Annotated in this window: 20 protein-coding genes and 1 pseudogene; 14 read left to right on the top strand and 7 right to left on the bottom strand. The window is 66.0% G+C overall.

Annotated elements, in window-relative coordinates:
- Window positions 1-19: 19 nt before the first annotated feature.
- From folP to C3B44_RS10090, 7 genes are read left to right on the top strand one after another with little or no spacing between them, the layout of a single operon-like run.
- Complete coding sequence (gene folP / locus C3B44_RS10120) at window positions 20-835, top strand: dihydropteroate synthase (RefSeq protein WP_108432648.1); 816 nt, start codon at window positions 20-22, stop codon at window positions 833-835.
- Window positions 828-1,196: a dihydroneopterin aldolase gene (gene folB, locus C3B44_RS10115; RefSeq protein ID WP_108432255.1), complete on the top strand. Its 369-nt coding sequence runs from the start codon at window positions 828-830 to the stop codon at window positions 1,194-1,196. Before folP ends, folB begins: the two co-directional genes overlap by 8 nt.
- The gene (folK, locus tag C3B44_RS10110; RefSeq protein WP_108432254.1) at window positions 1,196-1,699 is read left to right on the top strand and encodes a 2-amino-4-hydroxy-6-hydroxymethyldihydropteridine diphosphokinase; all 504 of its coding nucleotides are present in this window, start codon (window positions 1,196-1,198) and stop codon (window positions 1,697-1,699) included. The genes folB and folK overlap by 1 nt, the downstream gene beginning before the upstream one ends.
- A 20-nt stretch (window positions 1,700-1,719) precedes the next feature.
- On the top strand, window positions 1,720-2,187 hold the full coding sequence (locus C3B44_RS10105; protein WP_108432253.1) for a DUF3180 domain-containing protein: 468 nt from the start codon (window positions 1,720-1,722) through the stop codon (window positions 2,185-2,187).
- Between the two features lie 10 nt (window positions 2,188-2,197).
- The gene (locus tag C3B44_RS10100) at window positions 2,198-3,208 is read left to right on the top strand and encodes a DUF6779 domain-containing protein (protein ID WP_108432252.1); all 1,011 of its coding nucleotides are present in this window, start codon (window positions 2,198-2,200) and stop codon (window positions 3,206-3,208) included.
- Window positions 3,205-3,906 (top strand): 6PGD fold domain-containing protein, encoded by a 702-nt coding sequence (locus C3B44_RS10095; RefSeq protein ID WP_146183480.1) that lies wholly within the window; start codon window positions 3,205-3,207, stop codon window positions 3,904-3,906. The genes C3B44_RS10100 and C3B44_RS10095 overlap by 4 nt, the downstream gene beginning before the upstream one ends.
- Window positions 3,903-4,715, top strand: a complete 813-nt coding sequence (locus tag C3B44_RS10090; protein WP_108432250.1) for a pantoate--beta-alanine ligase — start codon at window positions 3,903-3,905, stop codon at window positions 4,713-4,715. The genes C3B44_RS10095 and C3B44_RS10090 overlap by 4 nt, the downstream gene beginning before the upstream one ends.
- Here C3B44_RS10090 and C3B44_RS10085 read toward each other — a convergent pair.
- Complete coding sequence (locus tag C3B44_RS10085; RefSeq protein ID WP_108432249.1) at window positions 4,693-5,658, bottom strand: Ldh family oxidoreductase; 966 nt, start codon at window positions 5,656-5,658, stop codon at window positions 4,693-4,695. The genes C3B44_RS10090 and C3B44_RS10085 overlap by 23 nt on opposite strands.
- A gap of 140 nt (window positions 5,659-5,798) precedes the next feature.
- Here C3B44_RS10085 and C3B44_RS12100 point away from each other — a divergent pair, with 140 nt between their 5' ends.
- Together C3B44_RS12100 and C3B44_RS12095 are read left to right on the top strand one after the other, a co-directional pair.
- Entirely contained in the window at window positions 5,799-6,497 is a 699-nt protein-coding gene (locus tag C3B44_RS12100) for an alkaline phosphatase (RefSeq protein ID WP_268876438.1), read from the top strand.
- 22 nt (window positions 6,498-6,519) lie between these two features.
- Window positions 6,520-7,299 carry an alkaline phosphatase gene (locus C3B44_RS12095; protein ID WP_268876439.1) on the top strand — a complete coding sequence of 260 codons (780 nt, stop codon included), beginning with the start codon at window positions 6,520-6,522 and terminating at the stop codon, window positions 7,297-7,299.
- Window positions 7,300-7,302: 3 nt separating this feature from the next.
- Here C3B44_RS12095 and C3B44_RS10075 read toward each other — a convergent pair whose 3' ends face one another.
- Complete coding sequence (locus C3B44_RS10075; RefSeq protein WP_108432248.1) at window positions 7,303-9,174, bottom strand: BCCT family transporter; 1,872 nt, start codon at window positions 9,172-9,174, stop codon at window positions 7,303-7,305.
- A 105-nt stretch (window positions 9,175-9,279) separates the two neighbouring features.
- Here C3B44_RS10075 and lysS point away from each other — a divergent pair, with 105 nt between their 5' ends.
- Window positions 9,280-10,839 carry a lysine--tRNA ligase gene (gene lysS / locus C3B44_RS10070; RefSeq protein WP_199222435.1) on the top strand — a complete coding sequence of 520 codons (1,560 nt, stop codon included), beginning with the start codon at window positions 9,280-9,282 and terminating at the stop codon, window positions 10,837-10,839.
- Window positions 10,840-11,558: 719 nt separating this feature from the next.
- Here the strand turns inward: lysS and amrS are convergent.
- Together amrS and amrB are read right to left on the bottom strand one after the other, a co-directional pair.
- A complete protein-coding gene (gene amrS, locus C3B44_RS10065) occupies window positions 11,559-12,611 on the bottom strand; it encodes an AmmeMemoRadiSam system radical SAM enzyme (protein WP_108432246.1) in 1,053 nt (350 codons plus the stop codon).
- A 1-nt stretch (window position 12,612) separates the two neighbouring features.
- Entirely contained in the window at window positions 12,613-13,851 is a 1,239-nt protein-coding gene (gene amrB, locus C3B44_RS10060) for an AmmeMemoRadiSam system protein B (protein WP_158268660.1), read from the bottom strand.
- Between the two features lie 163 nt (window positions 13,852-14,014).
- On the opposite strand from amrB, the gene C3B44_RS10055 reads away from it, so the two are divergent.
- Window positions 14,015-16,816: an ATP-dependent Clp protease ATP-binding subunit gene (locus C3B44_RS10055; protein WP_108432244.1), complete on the top strand. Its 2,802-nt coding sequence runs from the start codon at window positions 14,015-14,017 to the stop codon at window positions 16,814-16,816.
- Between the two features lie 203 nt (window positions 16,817-17,019).
- Here the strand turns inward: C3B44_RS10055 and C3B44_RS10050 are convergent, their stop codons facing one another.
- Window positions 17,020-18,186, bottom strand: a complete 1,167-nt coding sequence (locus C3B44_RS10050; RefSeq protein WP_108432243.1) for a lipase family protein — start codon at window positions 18,184-18,186, stop codon at window positions 17,020-17,022.
- 147 nt (window positions 18,187-18,333) lie between these two features.
- Here C3B44_RS10050 and C3B44_RS10045 point away from each other — a divergent pair, with 147 nt between their 5' ends.
- The gene (locus C3B44_RS10045) at window positions 18,334-18,504 is read left to right on the top strand and encodes a DUF4236 domain-containing protein (RefSeq protein WP_108432242.1); all 171 of its coding nucleotides are present in this window, start codon (window positions 18,334-18,336) and stop codon (window positions 18,502-18,504) included.
- On the opposite strand, the gene C3B44_RS10040 is transcribed toward C3B44_RS10045, so the two are convergent.
- The gene (locus tag C3B44_RS10040) at window positions 18,483-19,355 is read right to left on the bottom strand and encodes an HhH-GPD family protein (protein WP_108432241.1); all 873 of its coding nucleotides are present in this window, start codon (window positions 19,353-19,355) and stop codon (window positions 18,483-18,485) included. The two genes, C3B44_RS10045 and C3B44_RS10040, sit on opposite strands and share 22 nt — an antisense overlap.
- Before the next feature lie 24 nt (window positions 19,356-19,379).
- Here C3B44_RS10040 and C3B44_RS10035 point away from each other — a divergent pair, with 24 nt between their 5' ends.
- Together C3B44_RS10035 and C3B44_RS10030 are read left to right on the top strand one after the other, a co-directional pair.
- Entirely contained in the window at window positions 19,380-20,045 is a 666-nt protein-coding gene (locus tag C3B44_RS10035) for a carbonic anhydrase (protein WP_108432240.1), read from the top strand.
- Between the two features lie 10 nt (window positions 20,046-20,055).
- On the top strand, window positions 20,056-20,736 hold the full coding sequence (locus C3B44_RS10030; RefSeq protein ID WP_108432239.1) for a hypothetical protein: 681 nt from the start codon (window positions 20,056-20,058) through the stop codon (window positions 20,734-20,736).
- 752 nt (window positions 20,737-21,488) lie between these two features.
- Here the strand turns inward: C3B44_RS10030 and C3B44_RS10025 are convergent.
- Window positions 21,489-21,755, bottom strand: a pseudogene (locus C3B44_RS10025) (DUF805 domain-containing protein); the annotation flags it as partial.
- Window positions 21,756-21,805: the final 50 nt, after the last annotated feature.

Here is a 21,805-nt window from a genome sequence, read left to right as displayed (position 1 = left end):
CCCGGGCCGCTGCGTGGTCATGGGCATCGTGAATGTCACCGAGGATTCATTTTCCGACGGCGGCCGCTACCTCGAGATCGACGACGCCATCGCGCACGCGAAGCAGCTGGTTACCCAGGGTGCGGACATGATTGACGTCGGCGGCGAGTCCACCCGGCCTGGGGCCACGCGTGTCGACGAGAAGACCGAAATCGCCCGCATCCGCCCCGTGATCCAGGCGCTGTCGGAAGAGGGCATCGTCACCTCCGTGGACACCATGCGCGCCGCCACGGCGGCCGCGGCGGCCGAGGCCGGCGTCGACATGATCAACGACGTCTCCGGCGGGCTCGCCGATCCCGCCATGTATTCCGTGATGCGCGACGCCCGCATCCCGGTCTGCCTCATGCACTGGCGCACCGTGGCCGGCGCGGACTTCGCCGAGGCCGGCGGCCAGGCCGATCACGGCGGTGACATCGTCGCCGACGTGCAGCAGGTGCTCGGTGAGCTCGTCGATAACGCACTGAAGGCCGGCATCGCCGCCGAGGACATCGTGCTCGATCCGGGCTTGGGTTTTGCGAAGTCGCGCGCCGACAACTGGGCTCTGCTGCGGGCACTGCCGCAGCTTATCGACGGAGATTTCCCCCTCCTCGTCGGAGCCTCCCGCAAGCGTTTTCTGGCCCAGATCCGCACCGACCGCGGCTACCACCTCGCCGATGCCGATCCCGCCACCGCCGCCGTGACCGCCATCTCGGCGCAGATGGGGGCGTGGGGAGTGCGCGTGCACGACGTGCCGACGTCTCGCGACGCCGTCGACGTTGCCAGCGCCTGGAACACCGCCGGAGCCCATCGTGGCTGACCGCATTGAACTGACCGGCCTTTCCGCCTACGGCTACCACGGCGTCTTAGAGCACGAGCGCGAGGTGGGGCAGACCTTTAGCGTCGACATCTGCTGCTGGGTTCAGCCCGCGCGTAACGACGATCTGACCACCACCGTCAACTACGCCGAGCTCGCCGAGCTAGCCCACGCCGTGGTCACCGGACCGCCGCGTCAGCTCATTGAGACCGTCGCAGCTGACATCGCCGAGGCTGCCTTAGAGCGCTACGAGGTGCTCCACGCCATCGAGGTCACGGTGCACAAACCGCACGCCCCGATCCCGCGGCCCTTCGGGGACGTGGCCGTGACCGCCCGCCGCAACCGCGAACACAGGAGAAAGTGATGCGCGCCGTATTGTCCATCGGAACCAACCAAGGCGACCGCGAAAAGCTGATGCAGAGTGCCCTCGATTACTTCGCTGCAGACACCGTGGCCTCCTCCCAGGTGTACGCCACCCCGCCGTGGGGCATGGAAGACCAGCCCGACTTCCTCAACTCCGTCATCATCATCGAGACGGACCTCGAGCCCATCGAGCTGCTGCGCCGCGGCCAGCGCCTTGAGACCCGCGCCCAGCGCCAGCGCAACCAGCGCTGGGGCCCGCGCACCCTGGATATCGACATCGTCGCTGTCTACGACGAACACGGCACCGAGCTAAAGATCACCGACTTCAACCTCTCCATCCCGCACCGCTGGGCCCAGGACCGCGCCTTCGTGCTCGTGCCCTGGCTCGACGCGGACCCGAAGGCCACCCTCTATGGCCGCCCGCTCAAGGAGTACTTGGACGAGCTCGAGGAAGAGGAAGTCGCCGCCGTCGTCCCGCACGTTAAAGGCAGCGAGAAGCACTAACCTCCGGAAAACTTAAAGCTATGCAGCGCACCAACATCTTCGCCCTCGGTGGGGCCAGTGTCTTCATCGCCGCCGCGTTGGGGATTATCACCTGGCACTTCTACGGGTACTTCCCGCCGCTGCCGGCGGCCGGGCCAGTGACGATCTGGATTCTGGCCCTCGTGTGCGTGGTACTCATCGTGGTGGTGCGCCGCAACCTCAAAGAAGGCCGCATCGGTCTCGATCGCTCCCAGCTCGATCCGATGACGGTGGCGCGGATGATGGTCGTCGGCAAGGCGTCCGCGTGGACCGGCGCCATCCTTGCCGGCGGCTATGTCGGCATTGCCAGCTACGTGCTGCCGCACGCCTCCGAGCTCATCGCGGCCGGAGAGGAGACCCCCGTGGTGATCGCCGGTGTGCTGGGCTCGCTGGCGTTGGCTGTGGCCGGGGTGGTTCTCGAACGAAACTGCGAAACACCACCGCCGCCGGAAGGGGAATCCATTGGTTAAGCTAGATTCCATGCGTGAAAAGAACGGCACCGATAACAACACCGGCAACATCCTGCTGATCGCCCTCGTGGTCCTCGCCGCTGTGGCGAGCATCGTGATGCTGTTCACCGACAGCGCCGTCGCGCTGAAGATCGCCCTTTTGGCTGCGCTCTGGGCGGCGATCATCGGCTTCTTCCTCGTCTACCGCTACCGTAACCAGGCCCGTGAGGCCGCCAACGAAGCGGAGATGCGCGAGGAAGTCCACAGCGCCGAGATGGACAAGCTGCGCGCCGAGCACGGCAATGACTCCACCCTGCGCGAGCTGAAGGAAGAGATCGCCGTTTTGCGTGATCGCCTCGAAGAGCTCACCGGCGAGTCGCTCGGTTATGAGCCGGATGCCATCCGCGCCGATGCCCGCCGCATCCCGGAGGTCGAATCCCCGCGCCGCCCCGGCGATATCCGCGTGGTCACAGACACCGAGCCCGCCGGCAAGGGCGAGACCGGAAAGACCCGCAGCGCCTCGAGTGTCAGCCAGTCCACCGGCTCGCACGTCGCCCCGCCGGCTCCGGCCGGCGAAGAGCACCCGCCGCTGAAGTATGTCGACTCCGCGCGCCCGGAGCCGAAGAAGGCGCCGGAGACCGCTTGGGAGCCCGTGACCGCCGAGCAGGTCAAGGTCGACGACGAGCCGTACCACGGCGCCCACGAAGCGCCGGAAGAAAAGGAAGAAGCGGAAGCGCCGAAGCGCCCTACCGGCGCCCCGAGCGCGGACGCCGTCGCCGGGCGCATCGGCTCGCACCGCGCCACGAAGGCGGAATCGAACCCGCTGTCCGCGCTCATCCATGAAAAGACCCGCGCCGAGGCCGCCAGCGATGACGCTGAAAGGCGTTCGGAGGAGCCGTCGGCACGCCAGCGGCCCGCGGTGAGCGAGCAGCCCGCCCCGGCCGAGGAGGAACACGCCGGTGGGCGGCGGCGTCGCGATGAAAACGCCCAGGCCGTCTCCGTCGCCGAGCTGATGCGCAACCTGAAGGGCCGCGGCCAGTGACCCCACCCCGCATGCGGGTGGGATACCTCAGCGACGAGAGCGATCACACCGACCTGCGCGAGTCGCTGCAGGATCTCGGCCACACCGTGAACGCGGTCAGCGAATCGGCCGAAATCACCGACTGCGAGCTGGTGATTATCGCCGTCGATGAGGCGCGCCTTCCCGAGTACGTGGAGGCCTTAGCGCTGCATGCCCGGCGAGGGCAGATCTTCGTACACACCGCGCTTTCCTACGGCGCCCAGATCCTCGATCCGCTCGAGACCACCGGCGCGGTGGTCGCCGCACTCGCCCCGCTGGCCGGGGAGATCTGGGTCATAGACGCCCTCGACGAGCTGGGATCGACCATCATCGAGCTGCTCGCCGCGGAGCTGGGCCTGCGCGTTTTCCCGGTCCCGGATAGCCGGCGCCAGCGCCTGCTGGCGGGCCTGAGCTTCGCCCGTTTCGCCGAGGCCGCCCGCAATGACGCGGCCTCCATGCTGCTGGAGGCGCTGGGCAATGAGAAGGCCGCCTGCGATATCGCCCGTGGGGTGGTATCGGCGGGGGCGTTGCCGGGCGTCGATAAGCTCAGTGCCCAGCACGCCGCGATGGCCGATCCGGGCCTGGCGCGCTCCTTTGTGGATTTGGCGCGGCGCACCGCGGAGCAGACGGGTGCCGACGACATCGAACTCTGGGCCATCGGGCAAGATAGAGGCTCATGAGCTTTCAGTTTCGTCAGGCCCAGGAATTCGACTCCCTCGAGCGCGTGCGCATGCTCGGCTCGGCGATGCGCAAAACCGGCCGGCCCGTCGTCCTCGTGCCGCTCCACGACGACCTCCACACCGGTCACATCTCGCTGATCCGCGCCGCGACTCTGCTGCCGCGCGCGGTGGTCGTCATCGCCTGGACGGGCACCGAGGTGCCGAAGATGCTTGCCGACGAAGGCGTCGACGTCGTCTGGCGCGTCCGCGACGAGGATCTGTGGCCTAAGGGCCGCCCGGCGACTACCGTGCAGGCGCAGGAAGGCCTCGAACCGGCCGCGGAGATCAACCGCGAGCTCACCCGCCTGGTGGCGCTTCTAGGCGCGCTGAAGCCGAGCGATGTCGTGGTGGGGGAGAAGGACTTCGAGCTCACCGTGGCCTTGACCCGCGCGATCGCGGATCTCCACCTGGGCGTGGAGCTGCACGGCGTGCCGACGGTGCGCATGCCCGACGGCCTGGCCATCAGCTTGCGCAACGCGGCGGTCGCCGAAGCTGACCGGGAGAAGGCCATGGTGCTCTCCGCGGCGCTGACCGCCGGGGCGCACGCCGCCGAAGAGGGCAAGGACGTGGTGTTAGATACGGCCAGCGGGATTTTGGCGTCCGCCGGCATCGAGCCGGAGTACCTTCAGTTGCGCGGGCTCGACATGGGGGCCCCGCCCACCGAGGGCGATGCCCGCCTGCTGGTCGCCGCCACCATCGGTGGGGTGCGTTTGATCGACAACGTGGGCGTGCCGATCGGCATCGGGTTTAAAAACCTGGAGGATAATTAAGCTGCGCCCACAGCTCATCGTCGACCTCGATGACCTTCGGCAGCGGCTGTGTCGCCGCCGCATGTCCCGGCAGGTAGACGCCGTAGTCCTCGCTGAGGCGGACCAGGTGCTCGGCGATCGCCTGCCCGCGGTTTTCCCCGAAGGCCTCGGGATCCAGCGCGAGGGCGAAAAGCCCCACCGCCGGGGATTCATCGCCCTCGGTATACGAGGGCGCATCGACCGACGGCGTGGCTCCGGCCAAAAGCGCCAGCGTTTCCGAGATGAGGCCGATGTTCGCGCCCTTGCGCCCGCCGAAGGGCAACAGCGCGCCCGTTAACGCCTCCTGCGCGCTGGTGGTGGGCTGGCCCTCGCTGTCGACGGCCCAGCCTTCCGGCAGCGACTCGCCGCGCGCGGCCGCCCGGCGCACGTCCTGAAAAGCGCGGGGGCTTAAGGCCTGGTCGATGGTCATGGTCTCTGGGACGGCGAAGGCGAGCGGATTGGTGCCGACGGTGCGCCGACCGTCGTCACCCAGGGCGACCAGCGCGGGGGAGTTGGTGGTCACCAGGGTGATCAGCCCGTGGGTGGCGAGCGTGCGCGCGTACCAGCCCAGCTCGCCGGTGGTAAAGGAGTTGTGGATAGCCACGATGGCGGTGCCGTTCGCCCGGGCCGTGCCGAGGATGTCATCGAGCGCGCTGTGGAACGCGAAGTGGGCTATGCCCTCATCCGCGTCCACGCTGACGATCGCCCCGCGCGCATCGACGCTGGGCCCGGCGGCGCCGTTGAGCGAGCCGCGCTTAAGCGCCGCCAGATAATCCGGGATGTGGCCGACGCCGTTGCCGTGTTTACCGTGCTGATCGGCATCGACGCTGGCGGCGGCGAAGACCGTGGCCGCCGGGCGGTGCATGCCGGCGGTGATGAGTGTGCGGGTTAGAACGTCGCGAAGCGTCTCGACGGACGTGCGCATCGTGGTCCTCCTAAAAATAGTGGCTGGGTTCACATGTTCTTTGAAAGTGCTTCACAAACCGTAACGAACCGGTAAATCAACGTACCTAGCCTCCGTGAAGTACCCATCCTTCCAGATCTTTCTCCAAGGAGTACTTCCCTATGACCTCTCTGCGCCGCACCTCGCGGGCGTCCCTCGTGGCCGCCGTCAGCGCCCTGACCCTCGCCGGCGGCATCCTGCCGGCCTCCGCCAGCTCCTTAAGCTCCGGCTCGAGCCTCGGCTCCAGCTTCGGCTCCTCCCAAGGCTCCGGTTTCGGTTCCAGCCTGCCGGGCTCGAGCTTCCTCGGGTCCAGTGAGCCGGGCGCTGATGATGACGCTGAGGCCCAATCCGAAGACCCGGAGAACATCATCTACATGATCGGCGACGGCATGGGCTACAACCACGTCGCCTCCACCAACTTCTTCGAGACCGGCCAGTCCCGCTACCAGGTCGAGGGCCCGAACGATCCAGCGCAGCTCGAGGAGGCCGCCGGCGATGCCGTGCAGGTCTACGAGCAGGATGACTTCCACCGCCTGTCCATGACCACCTTCCCGGAGGGCAAGAGCTACGACCCGCAGGCCGCCTGGACGGACCACGACTACATCAAGCAGGACCCCACCGACTCCGCCGCGGCGGGCACCGCCATGGCCACCGGCACCAAGACCACCAACGGTTCCCTCGGTGTTGACTCCTCCGGCGAGGCGCTGGAAAACGTCTCCGAGCTCGCCGCTGAGCAGGGCAAGTCCGCCGGCGTCGTCTCCTCCGTGCCTTTCTCGCACGCCCCCGGCCGCTTGGGGTGCGCACAACGAGTCGCGCAATGACTACCACGGCATCGCCGCTGAGATGGTCGCCTCCGAGCTCGACGTCATCATGGGCGCCGGCCACCCGTTCTTCGACGACAACAACGCCCAGCTGGACGTGCCGAACTACAACTACGTCTCCGAAGAGACCTACAACGCCCTGGCCAACGGCGAGACCGAATTCACCTTCTTCGACGAGACCGCCGACTTCGAGTCCCTGGCCGCCGGCAACGTCACCGAGGGCGAGCGCTACTTCGGCCTCCCGCAGGTCGGCTCCACCCTGCAGCAGGGCCGCGACGGCGACGCCGCCGAGCCCTACGCCGACGAGATGAACGGCGTCGTCGATCTGAGCACCATGGCCACCGGCGCCCTGAACGCGCTGAACACCAACGACGAGGGCTTCCACCTCATGATCGAGGGCGGCGCCATCGACTGGGCCGGCCACGACAACGACTCCGCCCGCGACATCGAGGAGACCCAGGACTTCAACGACGCCGTGGAGGCTGTGGTCAACTGGGTCGAGACCAACTCCTCGTGGGACGAGACCCTCGTGATCGTCACCGCCGACCACGAGACCGGCTACCTCTCCGGCCAGGATGAGAACCCGGAGTGGCGCGCGATCACCGGCCAGGCCGGTCAGGTCCCGAACCACGAGTGGTACTCCGAGGATCCCACCAACCAGGTCGTGCCGTTCTTCTTCCGCGGCGCCGGCTCGGAGGACATCCTCGCCGCCACCACCGGCACCGACCCGGTACGCGGTGACTACGTGGACAACACCACCGTCGCGAACCTCACCTTCGAAAACTGGTGGGCCCGCGACTAGTATCTAGCGCTTACCCCAGTCATCGGAGCTGACCGGGCGGGACTGCTCGATGATGCGGGTATCGCGGCGCTCTTCTTCGGGGCGATCGGCCCAGTCGCCGGTCACCCCGAGGTTGCCGCCAATGAGCACGTCGCCCGGGATCACCAGGTTGCCGTCCTCGTCGTAGGTCATGCCGTTGGCGGGGAGGGGATCGCCGTTTTCGTCATAACCCGGGGCCGACTTCTGCTCGTGCTTCTCCAGCTTCTCGGCGCTGTCCGTCTTCTCCCACTGGCGGGTGCTCACGCGCCGCTGCGCCGCCGAGTCCTCCACGAGGCCCTTGGCGAGGGCGTACATCATGATGAACTGGATGAGGAAGAACGGCAGCGCCACGATCACCACGACCTGCTGCAGCGTGTCGATGCCGGTGTCCTGGCCCACCAGGATGATCGCGGCGGTCACGGCGCCGATCGCGACGGCCCAGCCCACTCGGTAGTAGGTGGGGGTCTGGTTCTCCTCGCCGGTGGCGAACATGTCGTTGACTAGAGCCGCCGAGTCGATCGACGTGATGAAGAAGATCACGATCACCGCCAGCGCGAACGCCGAGACGATCCCGGCGAGCGGGTACTGATCCAGCAGGCCGAAGAGCGCGAAGGGGACGTCGCCGTCGTGCACGACGCGCTCGGTGAGCCGGCCCGGGTTGTCCTGCTCGGCGTCGATGCCCGCGCGGCCGAAGACGGCGAACCACACGAGGTCGAAGATCGTCGGGACGATGAGCACGCCGCCGATGAACTCACGCACGGTGCGGCCGCGGGAGATGCGGGCGATGAACATGCCGACATACGGCGACCAGCAGATCGACCAGGCCCAGTAGAACACGGTCCAGCTGCCCTGCCAGCCCGGGTTGTCGTTGAAGGAGTCGGTCCAGAACATCAGCTCCGGCAGCCACTGCGCGTAGATGCCCACGGATTCGACGATGAAGTTCAACAGCTTCAGCGTAGGGCCGGTGATCAGGATGAACACCATGAGCGCGATGGCCATGCCCATGTTGATGTTCGACAGGATCTTAATGCCCTTATCCAGGCCGGTGCCGACGGAGATCGAGCCCGCCACCGTAATCGCCAAGATGATGGCCATCTCCACCCAGCCGATCAGCGGCACATCCCACAGGATGTTCATGCCGGCGTTGATCTGCAGGGTGCCCAGGCCGATGGACACCGCGATACCGAAGGTGGTGCCCACGATCGCGAGGATGTCGATGAGCTTGCCCGGCGTCGAGTAGATCCGGCCGTGCAAGATCGGCGCGAACACGGACGACAGGCGCGGCGGCAGCTTGCGCTTGTAGATGAAGTAGCCCAGCGCCAGCCCCGGCAGGGTCATGATGACCCACATGTGGATGCCGAAGTGGTAGAAGGTGAAGCCGAAGGCCTGCTCGATGGCCTCGGGCGACATGGGGGCGAAGTCTCCGCGCGGCGGGTTGACCGCGTGGTTGAGCGGCTCCGCCACGCCCCAGAACATGAGCGTGGCGCCCATGCCGCCGGCAAAGAGCATCGCGAACCAGGTGGACAGGCGGTAGCGGGGCTCTTCGTCGTCGTCACCTAGGCGCACGTTGCCGAAGCGGGAGACGAACAGCCCGATAAGGAAGAGGAACGCCGTGGAGACGCCGCCGATGTAGAACCAGTTGAGGTTGTTGACCAAGCCGTCCGCCACGGAGGCGAAGAACTGTTGCGAGCGCGTCCCGAAGGCCAGGGTGACAACGACGAACACCACAATGAAGCCCAGCGCGCCGCAGAAGATGAAAGGATCTGACTGAAGACCCTTCTTCTGGGATTTCTGTTTTTCGTGGTCTTGAGAACTCAGCGGTTCCGATTCGATCCGCCGACTAGTGGAATGAGACATAATAGCCTTGCCATGGGGTGGAGGGATATCTGCTCTATTATGCATAACTCGCGGTGGAAAGCCGACCCCAGTCGTCGCGGGGGCCATCGGCTAGTCTGGAAGACCGTGAGCGAGCAGAAGAAGACCCAGGACATTCCCGAGCAGACCCGCATCCGCCAGGAGAAGCGCGCGAAGCTGCAGGAGGCCGGCCACGACCCCTACCCGGTCGCTGTCGACCGCACCACGAGCCTGCGCGACCTGCGCAAGCGCTACCAGGTGGCTAACGAGGACACCGAGCGTATCGACGGCGTGACGTACCTCTCCGCCGGCGAGGAAACCGAGGACGTCGTCTCCGTCACCGGTCGCATCATGTTCCAGCGCAACACCGGCAAGCTCTGCTTTGCCACCCTCCAGGAAGGCGATGGCACCCAGCTGCAGTCGATGCTTTCTCTCGCCGAGGTCGGCGAGGAGCAGCTGGCCAGCTGGAAGGCGGACACGGACATGGGCGATATCGTCTCGGTCACCGGCCGGGTCATCGCTTCTCGACGAGGCGAGCTCTCCATCATGGTCTCCACCTGGCACATGGCGTCCAAGGCGTTGCGGCCTCTGCCGGTCGCGTTCGCCGACATGAGCGAAGACCAGCGGGTGCGCCACCGCTACACGGATCTGATTATGCGCGAGGAGGCGCGTCGTAACGCGCTGATCCGCATCAAGGTCATGCGCGCGCTGCGCCACTACCTGGAAAACGAGGGCTTCTACGAGATCGAGACCCCGATGCTGCAGACCCTGCACGGTGGTGCGGCGGCGCGGCCTTTCGTGACTCATTCGAACGCGCTCGATCTGGATCTATACTTGCGCATCGCCCCAGAGCTCTACCTCAAGCGGGCGGTCGTCGGCGGGCTGGAGCGCGTCTTCGAGGTCAACCGCAACTTCCGCAACGAAGGCATCGACTCCTCGCACTCGCCCGAGTTCGCGATGCTCGAGACCTACCAGGCCTGGGGCACCTACGACGACGGCGCCCGCACCATCCGCGAGCTCATCCAGGCCATCGCTCTGGAGGTCTTCGGCTCGACGACGGTCACGCTTGTCGACGGCACCGACTACGACCTCGGCGGCGAATGGCCGGAGCTCGACATGTACGACTCCCTCAACGAGGCTCTGGCCCGCAAGCACCCCGGCCAGCCGGAAGTCACCATCGACTCCAGCGTGGAGGAGCTGCGCGGGATTGCCGATGCCATCGGCCTCGAGGTGCCCGCGGGCGGCGGCTGGGGCCACGGCAAGCTCGTCGAGGAGATCTGGGAGCTTCTGTGCGAGGACCAGCTCTATGGCCCGATCTTCGTGAAGAACTTCCCAGTCGAGACCTCCCCGCTGACCCGCGATCACCGCTCCAAGCCCGGCGTGACCGAGAAGTGGGACCTCTACGTCCGCGGCTTCGAGCTGGCCACCGGGTACTCCGAGCTCATCGACCCCGTTATCCAGCGCGAGCGCTTCGAAGACCAGGCCCGCCTGGCCGCAGGTGGCGACGACGAAGCCATGGTCCTCGACGAGGACTTCCTCCACGCAATGGAGCAGGGAATGCCGCCGACCGCCGGCACCGGCATGGGCATCGACCGCCTGCTGATGGCTCTGACCGGCCTGGGCATCCGCGAGACGGTGCTCTTCCCGATCGTGAAGCCGGAGCAGTAGGTTCTTTCGGGTTGCCGGGGTTGCTGGCGTTTTCGATGGTCAGGGCGGTTTCGGGGGGGCTTCTGTGTGCGGGATGTCGAAAGGAGTCGGTCGAAAGGAGGCGTCCTTTCGACTTCGTGGGACTCGTTTCTGTAAGGGTCCTTTCGACCAGCGTTAGCGCCGCATGGGGCTCGGGCAGGTCGGTTCTCCTTGTCGCCGGCTGGTCGCCCCATCCGCCCCTTCTGTAAAGCGTGGCGGCTCGCTACGCTTGCCTGCCCATGCCGCGCTATCGCTGGTCGAAATGAGTAGCATCTAAAGGGGTCCTGCTTTCGACCTTGTGGGACTCCTTTCTGGGCGACTCCTTTCGACTAGGCGCGCGAAAGCGATGGCGCCGCATGGCCGCTAGGGTGCCTAGCCTTCCGTAGGCCTGCCTTTCGGCGCAAGTCCGCGTTGCTGCTGTACAAAACCTTGAAGGAAGATGCTTGAAGGGCGCGTCTTACAAGGTTTTGTGCGAGAAAAAGGCCTGATTGTGCGTCCTACAAGGTTCTTCCTTCAAGCATTTGTGTTAAGCGCCACAGAAGGGCCGGGAGCCAATCGCGACCCGGACTGAGGCTCCCGCATTCATATAGAGCGCTATCGCTGGTCGAACTCACTCTCATAGAAAGATCACCTCATCTCGACCAGTCCCAACAAAGCGATACCGCAACATGATCGCTAGGGCGCCTGATTCTCCGTGACCCCTAACGCTCGACGCCCTCGGGAATGCGCTGCCGCCCGAAGGACCCGGCGCCCAAGGGATCGAAGACCCCGGGGATGGACTGCCCACACGACTCGCAGCATCCGGAAGCATCCAGCGAGTACTCCAGGATGTCGTACCAATCGCGCACGATCACCGCCGAGCCGCACCCTGGGCAGAACGTGGTGTCGCCATCGCGAGAGTGCACGTTGCCGGTATAAACGAAGTGCTCGCCGGCGTCCATCGCCAAGGATCGCGCCCTCACCAGCGTGGATGCGGGGGTGGGTGGGGTATCCATCATCTTGTGCGACGGGTGGAACGCGCTGAAGTGGTGCGGGACGTCGGGACCCATGTTGTTAAGGACCCACTCGGCCATGGCGGTGATCTCCTCGTCGCCGTCGTTCTTGCCGGGGATGATCAGGGTGGTCAGCTCCGTCCAGATGTCCTGTTCCGCCAGCCAGGCGAGGTTGTCCAGCACAACATCCAGCCGCGCGCCGGTGAGTCTGCGGTAGAACTCCGGGGTGAAGGCTTTGAGGTCGACGTTGACCGCGTCGAAGGCGGAAAAGAAGGCCTCCCGCGCGTGCGCTTCGATATACGCGCTGGTCACTGCAATGGTCTTCAGCCCGCGCTCACGGCAGGCACGCGCGGTATCGACGGCGTATTCGGCGAAGATGACCGGGTCGTTGTAGGTCATCGCCACCGATTCCGCACCCCACGACGCCGCTGCCTTAGCTATCGCGTCCGGCTCACCGGTCGAGGAGACCGTGTCCCATTCCCGCGACGTCGAGATCGACCAGTTCTGGCAGAACTTGCAGCCGAGGTTGCAGCCGGCGGTCCCGAAGCTCAGCACCGCGGATCCCGGCAGGAAGTGGTTGAGGGGCTTCTTTTCCACCGGGTCGAGGCAGAATCCGGAGGAGCGCCCGTGCGTGGTGAGCACGATCTGCTGCCCCTGGCGCTGCCGGACGTAGCAGAAGCCGCGCTGGCCCTCGCGCAGGCGGCATCTGCGGGGGCAGAGGGTGCATTCGAGGCGTCCGTCGTCAAGCGATTCTTGCCACATGTCATCTCCATTCCCTGGCGGTATACGTTTCCATCCGGGCGTCGTCGGGCCACGCCCGCCACCCGGCCTTGCGCATCAGCTGTGTGAGGAACTCCTCCGGCGTCTCCAGCTGCTGCCACACCATCGGCAGGAAGGTTCCGCGCCCGCTTTGCGACGACAACGTCACCCCCACCCCCGGTTCCAACAAAGAGAGGGCTTCGTCGCGGCTCACCCGGCCCCGGTCGACGGGTGTGCTGAGTACGGAGACCTCCACGTCGATGCCGTCGAGGGAGTCCAGCGGCGCGAAGCGCGGGTCGCGGAAGGCGGCGTTGCGGGCGTTGATGCGCACGTCCTCTAAAAGCGGCCGGTGGGCGGTGACCGATCCGATGCACCCGCGCAGCTTCCCGTTGGTGGTGAGGGTGACGAAGGCGGCGCCGTCGGCACGCAACCAGGGATGCTCGAGCTCAACGTCGTCCCCGGCGATGGCGGCGCGGGCGATCTCCGGCAGCTGGGCGCCGATTTCCCGATACGCCACCGCCGCGTAACCGACCACCCGTGAATAATCGCCCGAGGCGGTGCCCGAGTGATCGCGGGCGAGCACCTCGGGATATAGCCCCTCGCGCGCCGCGATCACGCTCAACCCGTTCCAGGCCTTCTGGCCGCAGGCATCGTTGCCGACCAGAGGCTCGAACGCCTCCGCCCGCTTGAGCGCGGCATCGTCGTGCGCGACGGCGGCATCGGCCTCCAAGGAGTGTGACATGTCCGAGCTGATAATGACGCCGGCGGTGGGATCGGCGAGCGTGGCGTCGATAAGCTGCGCTACCGCAGCCGCGTCATCTTCTGCCACCACGACCGGGAAGATCTCCGCCTCCGGGTGGGTGAGCTGAAGAAACGGCAGGATCACCTCGATGCCGTGTTCATCCCGATGCACCCGCGGGGCCGAAGCTATCTCAGCCGGCTGCCACACGCGCATCTTGCCAAGGGGTGTGGCCAGCGCCTGCGCGCCGGGCGTGCACATGCCGCGATAAGGCACTCGGTGGTTGGGGGAGAGGATCGCAATCTTGCGTAACGACGGCGCCAACTCCCGCACCGCCCGCGCCGCCACCGCACCGGAAAACTGATAGCCGGCGTGTGGGCAGACGACGATGCGGGCGTCTCCCGGCGGGTGGGGCGCGAGGAGCGTGGAGACCTCGGCGCGCAGCTGTTGCGGGTCGGCGGGGTAGAACAAACCTGCGACGGCGGGCGGCCTGACAGTATCCATGACCTCTAGCTTAGGGCTGTTCGCTACCGGCGTACAGGCCTCCGGCCTGCAAAAATGCCCGTATGGTGCTAAGGGTGGCCGGAAAAGGAGAATGATCTGTCCACCCCGGGCGTTAGAGTGGGTGACAGTTTTAGCAACAGACGGCATTTAGTAGGGAGACGACATGTTCGAGAGGTTCACCGACCGAGCCCGTCGCGTCATCGTCCTGGCCCAGGAAGAGGCCCGGATGCTCAACCACAACTACATCGGCACCGAGCACATTCTGCTGGGCCTGATCCACGAGGGTGAGGGCGTCGCGGCGAAGGCGCTCGAGTCGATGGGCATCAACCTCGATGACGTGCGCGGCGAGGTCGAGGAGATCATCGGCCGCGGCACCCAGCCGCACACCGGCCACATCCCCTTCACCCCGCGCGCCAAGAAGGTGCTCGAACTCGCGCTGCGCGAGGGCCTGCAGATGGGGCACAAGTACATCGGCACCGAATTCTTGCTGCTCGGCCTCATCCGCGAGGGTGAGGGCGTGGCTGCGCAGGTGCTCATCAAGCTGGGCGCCGATCTGCCGCGCGTGCGCCAGCAGGTTATCCAGCTGCTCTCCGGCTACGAGGGCGGCCAGGGCCAGAACCCTGAGGGCGGTCCGGCCGGCGCTGGCGCAGGTGCCGGCGGTGGCCCCGTCGGCGCCGGTTCCGGTGCTGCCGGCCGCGGCGGCGGGCCCGGTGGCGGCGGTGGAGACCGCTCCAACTCCCTGGTGCTAGACCAGTTCGGCCGCAATCTCACCCAGGCGGCGAAGGAGGGCAAGCTCGACCCGGTCGTCGGTCGCGGCAAGGAGGTCGAGCGCATCATGCAGGTGCTCAGCCGCCGCACCAAGAACAACCCGGTGCTCATCGGCGAGCCCGGCGTGGGCAAGACCGCCGTCGTCGAAGGCTTAGCTCTGGATATCGTCAACGGCAAGGTCCCGGAGACCCTGAAGGACAAGCAGGTCTACTCCCTGGACCTCGGATCCCTGGTCGCCGGCTCCCGTTACCGCGGTGACTTCGAGGAGCGCCTGAAGAAGGTGCTCAAGGAGATCAACCAGCGCGGCGACATCATCCTGTTTATTGATGAGATCCACACCCTCGTCGGCGCCGGCGCCGCCGAAGGCGCCATCGACGCCGCCAGCCTGCTCAAGCCGAAGCTCGCCCGCGGTGAGCTGCAGACCATCGGTGCGACCACGCTGGATGAGTACCGCAAGCACATTGAGAAGGACGCCGCCCTCGAGCGCCGCTTCCAGCCGGTGCAAGTCGACGAGCCCTCGCTCGAGGACACCGTCGCCATCCTGAAGGGCCTGCGCGATCGCTACGAGGCGCACCACCGCGTCTCCTACACGGACAGCGCGCTGGAGGCGGCGGCCAGCCTCTCGGATCGCTACATCAACGACCGCTTCCTGCCGGATAAGGCCGTCGATCTTCTCGACGAAGCCGGCGCCCGCATGCGCATCAAGCGCATGACCGCCCCGGAGTCGATTCGCGAGGTCGATGATCGGATCGCCAGCGTGCGCCGCGAGAAGGAAGCCGCGATCGACGCCCAGGACTTCGAGAAGGCCGCCGGCCTGCGCGATCAGGAGCGCAAGCTCAACGAGGAACGCGCCGAGAAGGAAAAGCAGTGGCGTGCCGGCGACCTCGAGGACATCGCCGAGGTTGGCGAAGAGCAGATCGCCGAGGTGCTCGCCAACTGGACCGGCATCCCGGTGTTCAAGCTCACCGAGAAGGAATCCAACCGCCTGCTCCACATGGAGGAGGTCCTCCACGAGCGGATCATCGGCCAGGACGAGGCCGTCAAGTCTGTCTCGCGGGCCATCCGCCGTACCCGCGCTGGCCTGAAGGACCCGAAGCGTCCGTCCGGTTCGTTCATCTTCGCTGGCCCCTCGGGTGTCGGTAAGACGGAGCTGTCGAAGGCTCTCGCCGAGTTCCTCTTCGGCGACGAGGACGCGCTCATCCAGATCGACATGGGCGAGTTCCACGATCGCTTCACCGCCTCCCGCCTCTTCGGCGCCCCGCCCGGCTACGTCGGCTACGAGGAAGGCGGTCAGCTCACCGAGAAGGTCCGCCGTAAGCCCTTCTCCGTCGTGCTTTTCGACGAGATCGAAAAAGCCCACAAGGAGATCTACAACACCTTGCTCCAGGTGCTCGAGGAAGGCCGACTCACCGACGGCCAGGGCCGCATCGTCGACTTCAAGAACACGGTGCTGATCTTCACCTCGAACCTGGGCACCCAGGACATCTCCAAGGCCGTGGGCTTGGGCTTTACCGGCTCCAAGGAGTCCGACGAGGCCGCTAAGTACGAGCGCATGAAGACCAAGGTCAACGACGAGCTGAAGAAGCACTTCCGCCCGGAGTTCCTCAACCGTATCGACGACATCGTGGTTTTCGCCCAGCTCACCCGCGAGCAGATCGTCGAGATGGTCGAGCTGCTCATCAGCCGCACCGACAAGGCGCTGGCCGAGCAGGACATGAGCATCGAACTGACCGACAAGGCCAAGAACCTGCTGGCCCAGCGCGGCTTTGACCCGGTGCTCGGTGCCCGTCCGCTGCGTCGCACGATCCAGCGCGACATCGAGGACGTCATGAGCGAGAAGATCCTCTTCGGCGAACTTGGTGCGGGCGAAATCGTCACCGTGGACGTGGAGAACTGGGACGGCGAGTCCAAGGACACCGAAAACGCCACCTACACCTTCACCCCGCGCCCGAAGCCGCTGCCGGAGGAGGCCTTCAGCGAGATCTCCCCGGAGGCCGCTGAAGCGGTGCGCGACGTCGAGGACGCCGCTGACGATCCGGCCGACGTCCCGGAATCCGACGTCGAGGGTCCGCGGACCCCGGACGACGGTGAGGCCTCGGATTCCTCGGATGCTGAGCCGGGTGATTCCGGCGGCGACGATGATGGCGGCGACGAGCCGCCCGCCTCCGCCGGCGGGTCCGAACCGCAGCCGCAGTAAGCCGCTGATGCGGCAGGAAGGCCGCCCCTGGTTCCTTCGGGAATTGCGGGGCGGCCTTTTGCATGCGTGTGTGGGAAGGAGTTGGGCCGCGGATTTAAGTAACTACCGACGATCTGGCGGTTTCGAGGGCCGAAACGAGATTATCGTCGGTATTTACTCAAAAACTCTGCCGGATGGCCCGTGAATCAGGGCAACCGCACACCTCAGCAGTTCGTCGGCGCGGGCGTGCCGTGGAAACGATCGAACAGATAGACCAGCGAGTCGGGCACGTCTAGCGCCATGCCTAGGGCATGGTCGATGGCGTAGGGAAGACTGCTGGTTGTGGAGATCACTTCGTGGCCGCGGTATTCGACCGTCGAGCCGGCGGCGCAGTAGTCCGCTGCGAGCTGTCGGACCTGGCCGTTGGGGATGATGTCGTCGGCGGTGGAGGAGCTGATCATGATCGGCCCCGTCGTCGCCGCTTGGCCGAGCTTTTCGCGCGCGAACGTCTCCGCGATCACGGGGTCGTTGAGCGCCGCGGAGGTCAACGTTTCGCCGGACACAGTCAGCTGCCGAGTATCAGTCATGGCCCACTTCAGCGTGGAGTCGACGATGCAGTTGTTGGCGTTATCGGCCAAGAAGTGCCGCCCCTTGTCGTTGAGGATCTCGTCTAAGGCGGCGGCGAATTCGGGGTCGCGGTCGGCGAAGCCGGCCATCGCGTAGCCTAAGACGCCGACGATGGAGGAGCCGTCGACAGCTCCCAGCACGGAGGCCAAGTCGGCGGGCGGGGCTCCCGCGTAGGTGCCGCGAATGTCCAGTTCCGGGGCGTAGGAGGCCGCGTGTTCGGCCGCGGCGGCGGTCGCTCCGCCGCCTTGCGAGTAGCCGTAGAAACCGACAGGCCCGTCGCCGGCGATGGCGCGGGCGGCGTCGAGGACCGCGTGGGCTTCTTCGGTGTGGTGGACGTAGGTGTGCGGGCCGTCGGTACCTAAGCCGACGTAGTCGGTGACGACGGCGCGCACCCCGCCCAGCGCCGCCATCTGGGGCAGGGGCACCTCGTAGTTGACGTTGATGTTGCGCGGGGTGAGGGAGGCGTACAGGTTGTCGGCACGCGAGGGAGCGCACTGATCGCCGGCGCCGCGCGTGCCGGGTGCGAAGACGATCGTGGGGGTCGGCCCCTCGCCGGGCCAGGGGCGCACGGGCTCGATGACGAAGCCAGAGACCTCCACCGGGCGCCCATCAGCGGTGGTGGAGGTATAGAGAATGCGGTACGCCTCGAGCGGGTGGGCGGCCGGGCTGCGATTAATCAGCTGGCCCGGGGTGGTGTCGGCGTGTGCCTCGGCAGGCACCAGAAGGGCCAGGCCGAGCAGGATGGGCAGAAGGATTCTAAGCATCGTCTCTTTCCTCGGATGAAGTGATTTTGCATAAGAAGATACGTCTTGATTGGGATCTAGGCAACAATTACCTGGCCACGGAAGTATCAAAGATGCGCCACGCTAGGATAGGACGCGACAGTCTGCAGGCATCCGATCGGAGGCGAGATGGGTATCTTTTTCAGGGACCGCAAGAAAGTCGGCAAGAATAGCTGGCTGAACTTCTCGCGCTCCGGGGCGAGCGGCTCCACCAAGATCGGCCCGGTCACCATCAACTCCCGCGGCGGCTTCTGGGTGAACCTGCCCGGCGGCCTCAACTACCGCGGCAGGTGGAAGTAGCCGCGGTCGTCTTGGACGGCGAGGCCGTCGTCGATAAGCGAAAATAACGCCCGCGAGCGTTGCGCTTCGTCCGGCCACACGGCGTCGATCTCCCGCTTATCGACGCCACCTGCCGCCTCCCGCAACCTCTTCATAATCAGCCCGCGCACCTGGCGATCGGTGCCAGCGAACTTCTGCACCCGCCTTTTCGCCGCGGCTTTGTCCTCCGCGCTCGGCTCGGGGCAGCCGGCGGCGTGCCAGGCGCAGTCGTCGAGAAGTGGACAGCTCTCGCACGCCGGCGAGGTGGCGGTGCACACCAAGGCGCCGAGCTCCATGAGCGCGGCGGAGAAGCGGGGGCCGGTGCCGTCGTCAGGCAGCAGCGCCTCGACCTCCTTTAGCTCCTTTGCCCGCGCCGGGCCCTGCAAAAACTCGCCGGCGACCGCGCGGCGATACACCCGGCGCACATTCGTATCGACCACCGGCACATTCTTCCCATACGCAAAACACGCCACCGCCCGTGCCGTATAGGCGCCGATGCCGGGCAGGGCGAGCAAGGCATCGACATCGGAGGGCACCTCGCCGCCATGCTTATCGACGACCACCCGCGCGCACTCATGCAACCGCAGCGCGCGGCGCGGATACCCGAGACTTCCCCAGGCCCGCAGCACCTCATCCGCCCCCGCGTTGGCGAAGGCTCGCGGGGTCGGCCAGCGACGCATCCACTCCCGCCAGATCGGCGCGACGCGCGCGACCGGCGTTTGCTGACTCATTACCTCCGAGAGCAGCACACCCCACGCGGGGGTATCCGGGCTGCGCCACGGCAGGTCGCGTTCGTGGGCGTCGAACCAGGGGAGGAGCTTGCGAAAGGCCATGAGGTGCCAGCTTACAATGAGGTTATGCCTACTCAGATGTCAGCCGCGAAGGCGTGGGAGCTTCTGCGCGCCGGCAACGCGCGCTTCGCTAGCCACGACTCGCACCACCCCAACATGGACGCCGACCGGCGCCGCACCCTTCGTGACGGCCAAAACCCCATCGCCGTCGTCCTCGCCTGCTCCGATTCCCGCGTGCCCGTCGAGCTCATCTTCGACGCCGGCCTCGGCGACATCTTCGTCGTGCGCACCGCCGGCGAGATCCTCGGCGAATCCGTGATGGGCTCGATCTCCTTTGCGGTGAACTCGCTGGAGGTCCCGCTGGTCATCGTGCTCGGCCACGAGGCGTGCGGGGCGGTCAAGGCGGCGGCCACAGCTATCGACGGCGGCGGCATCCCCGACGACCACCAGCGGGTGCTCATCGAACGCGTCACGCCCTCCATCCTCGCCGCGCGGGGGGAAGGCAAGTCCGCGACCGATGACTTCGAACGCCGCCACGCCGGCGAGGTGGCCAACCAGCTGATCCAGCGGATGCCGAAGCTGGCGGCCAAAGTCGCCGACGGCACCGTCGGCGTCGTCGCCGCCCGCTACCAGATCACCGACGGCACAGTAGAAACCCTCGCCACCCACGGTGGGGTGCAGGAGGGACACGCGCCGGCCGAGATGCCACCCGGCGAGCCGGGCACGCAATAAACTGAGAGGCGTGACTTACTCCAACGATCAGCGCCTCCCCGAGAAGTACTACCGCCGTCGCCGCGCCGCCGCGGTGGTTGTGCTCCTAGTGGTCATCGGCCTGCTCGTGTGGGGGCTGACCGCACTCGCCCGCTCCGGCGGGGACGATGAACCGGCCGCCGGTGCTGCCGGGGTGGAGGAGACGACGGCGGCGTCTTCTTCGGAGTCGGCGGAGCCTTCGGAGACTGAATCTGAGTCGGAGTCCGAGTCCGAGTCCGAGTCGGAGGAGCCTTCGGAGACCGCCCGCGCCGCAGGTGAGGATGGCTGCACCCTCGAGGATCTCCAGATCACCGCCGACAGCAACCGGGCGACTTATCCGGCGGGGGAGCAGCCGACGTTCTACATGACCGTCGCCAACCCCACCGACGAGGGCTGCCACATCGACCTCGATGAGAACACCCTGCGTTTCGAGGTCTACGACCTCGCCACCAACGAGCGCATCTGGTCGGACGTCGACTGCTACGACTCCGTCCAGACCGGCGAAGAAACCTTCCCGGCTGGCGAGGAGCGCTTCTTCGAGGCAGTCTGGTCGCGCACCGCGTCCGCGCCGGGTCAGTGCGACAACCGCCCCGACGTCCCCGCGGGCAGCTACTTCCTGCACACGGTGATCGGGGAGAACCCGTCTCCCGCGCACACCTTCAACCTGCGGTAGGGGTCTCTGGTTTTCTGGGTTGTGTTTTTCGGTGCGGTCTTGTGATGAGAAGCAGGTTGTGTGGGCGGGGCGTTTAGTGGGCATGGGGCGGTATCGCTTTTGTATGCCTGGTCGAAAGGAGTCGCTCCGAAAGGAGTCCCGCGCGGTCGAAACGAGTAGTCCTTTCTATGAGGGTGAATTCGACCAGCGTTAGCGCTCTACGTGGGGGCCGATGACTTAGTCCGGATCGCGGTTGGCTCCGGGCCCTTCTGTAACGCTCGAACACAAATGCTTGAAGGAAGAACCTTGTAGGGCGCGCCCTTCAAGCATCTTCCTTCAAGGGTTTGTGTAGTAGCAACGTCAAACCGCACTGAAAAGCGGACCTCCAGATCGCCTGAGGGCCTAATGGCCATGCAACGTTATCGCTCTCGTACGCCTGGTCGAAAGGAGTCGCCCAGAAAGGAGTCCCACGCGGTCGAAACCAGCACTCCTTTCTATGGCTCTGCTTTCGACCAGCGATAGCGCGTCATGCGAATTCGAGGCGGATTAGCCCTAAAGGCAGGCCCCTGAGCGTCTGGCGCTCTAGTAGCCATGCAACGTTATCGCTCTCGTGCGCCCGGTCGAAAGGAGCCACCCCTAAAGGAGTCCCACGCGGTCGAAATCAGCACTCCTTTCTATAGCCCTCCTTTCGACCAGCGCTACCGCCTCATGCAAGCGCCCCACGCCCAGCAAGCCCAGAACGCCCAGCAAGCCCAGAACCCCCACCAAACCACCTACTTCTTCTCCGAAGGAAAGAGCAAAAACGCGATCAGCGGGATCGTTCCCACTAACGGGAAGAAGATGAGGATGAAGAGATGACCCGGAAAACCGGCGTCCCTCAGCCTCCTCGAGGTCAGGGCCAGGAAAGGGATGAACGCCAGCACGCCGAAGATGTCTGCCCAGTAGTCCCCGAAGTAGTTGGCGAGAATATTCACCGGAATAGCACCGAGGATGATGGCTAAGAATGCCCACCAGAACTCGCTCTGGGATGCGCGCCCGCAAAAGTTGAAGTACTGGGCGAATGTGGCGTTGAGAAGAGGCTCCCGCGCCG

Source organism: Corynebacterium yudongzhengii (assembly GCF_003065405.1).
Taxonomy (GTDB): domain Bacteria; phylum Actinomycetota; class Actinomycetes; order Mycobacteriales; family Mycobacteriaceae; genus Corynebacterium; species Corynebacterium yudongzhengii.
The sequence above is the reverse complement of the archived record's forward strand: the minus strand, read 5'-3'. Positions and strand labels throughout refer to the sequence as shown.

Excerpts from the sequence above, each read along its gene's own strand:
- folP (WP_108432648.1), top strand. The coding sequence starts at position 20 with ATGGGCATCGTGAATGTCACCGAGGATTCATTTTCCGACGGCGGCCGC.
- folK (WP_108432254.1), top strand. The coding sequence starts at position 1,196 with ATGCGCGCCGTATTGTCCATCGGAACCAACCAAGGCGACCGCGAAAAG.
- C3B44_RS10105 (WP_108432253.1), top strand. The coding sequence starts at position 1,720 with ATGCAGCGCACCAACATCTTCGCCCTCGGTGGGGCCAGTGTCTTCATC.
- C3B44_RS10100 (WP_108432252.1), top strand. The coding sequence starts at position 2,198 with ATGCGTGAAAAGAACGGCACCGATAACAACACCGGCAACATCCTGCTG.
- C3B44_RS10090 (WP_108432250.1), top strand. The coding sequence starts at position 3,903 with ATGAGCTTTCAGTTTCGTCAGGCCCAGGAATTCGACTCCCTCGAGCGC.
- C3B44_RS10085 (WP_108432249.1), bottom strand. The coding sequence starts at position 5,658 with ATGCGCACGTCCGTCGAGACGCTTCGCGACGTTCTAACCCGCACACTC.
- C3B44_RS12100 (WP_268876438.1), top strand. The coding sequence starts at position 5,799 with ATGACCTCTCTGCGCCGCACCTCGCGGGCGTCCCTCGTGGCCGCCGTC.
- C3B44_RS12095 (WP_268876439.1), top strand. The coding sequence starts at position 6,520 with ATGGTCGCCTCCGAGCTCGACGTCATCATGGGCGCCGGCCACCCGTTC.
- C3B44_RS10075 (WP_108432248.1), bottom strand. The coding sequence starts at position 9,174 with ATGTCTCATTCCACTAGTCGGCGGATCGAATCGGAACCGCTGAGTTCT.
- amrS (WP_108432246.1), bottom strand. The coding sequence starts at position 12,611 with ATGTGGCAAGAATCGCTTGACGACGGACGCCTCGAATGCACCCTCTGC.
- amrB (WP_158268660.1), bottom strand. The coding sequence starts at position 13,851 with ATGGATACTGTCAGGCCGCCCGCCGTCGCAGGTTTGTTCTACCCCGCC.
- C3B44_RS10055 (WP_108432244.1), top strand. The coding sequence starts at position 14,015 with ATGTTCGAGAGGTTCACCGACCGAGCCCGTCGCGTCATCGTCCTGGCC.
- C3B44_RS10050 (WP_108432243.1), bottom strand. The coding sequence starts at position 18,186 with ATGCTTAGAATCCTTCTGCCCATCCTGCTCGGCCTGGCCCTTCTGGTG.
- C3B44_RS10045 (WP_108432242.1), top strand. The coding sequence starts at position 18,334 with ATGGGTATCTTTTTCAGGGACCGCAAGAAAGTCGGCAAGAATAGCTGG.
- C3B44_RS10040 (WP_108432241.1), bottom strand. The coding sequence starts at position 19,355 with ATGGCCTTTCGCAAGCTCCTCCCCTGGTTCGACGCCCACGAACGCGAC.
- C3B44_RS10035 (WP_108432240.1), top strand. The coding sequence starts at position 19,380 with ATGCCTACTCAGATGTCAGCCGCGAAGGCGTGGGAGCTTCTGCGCGCC.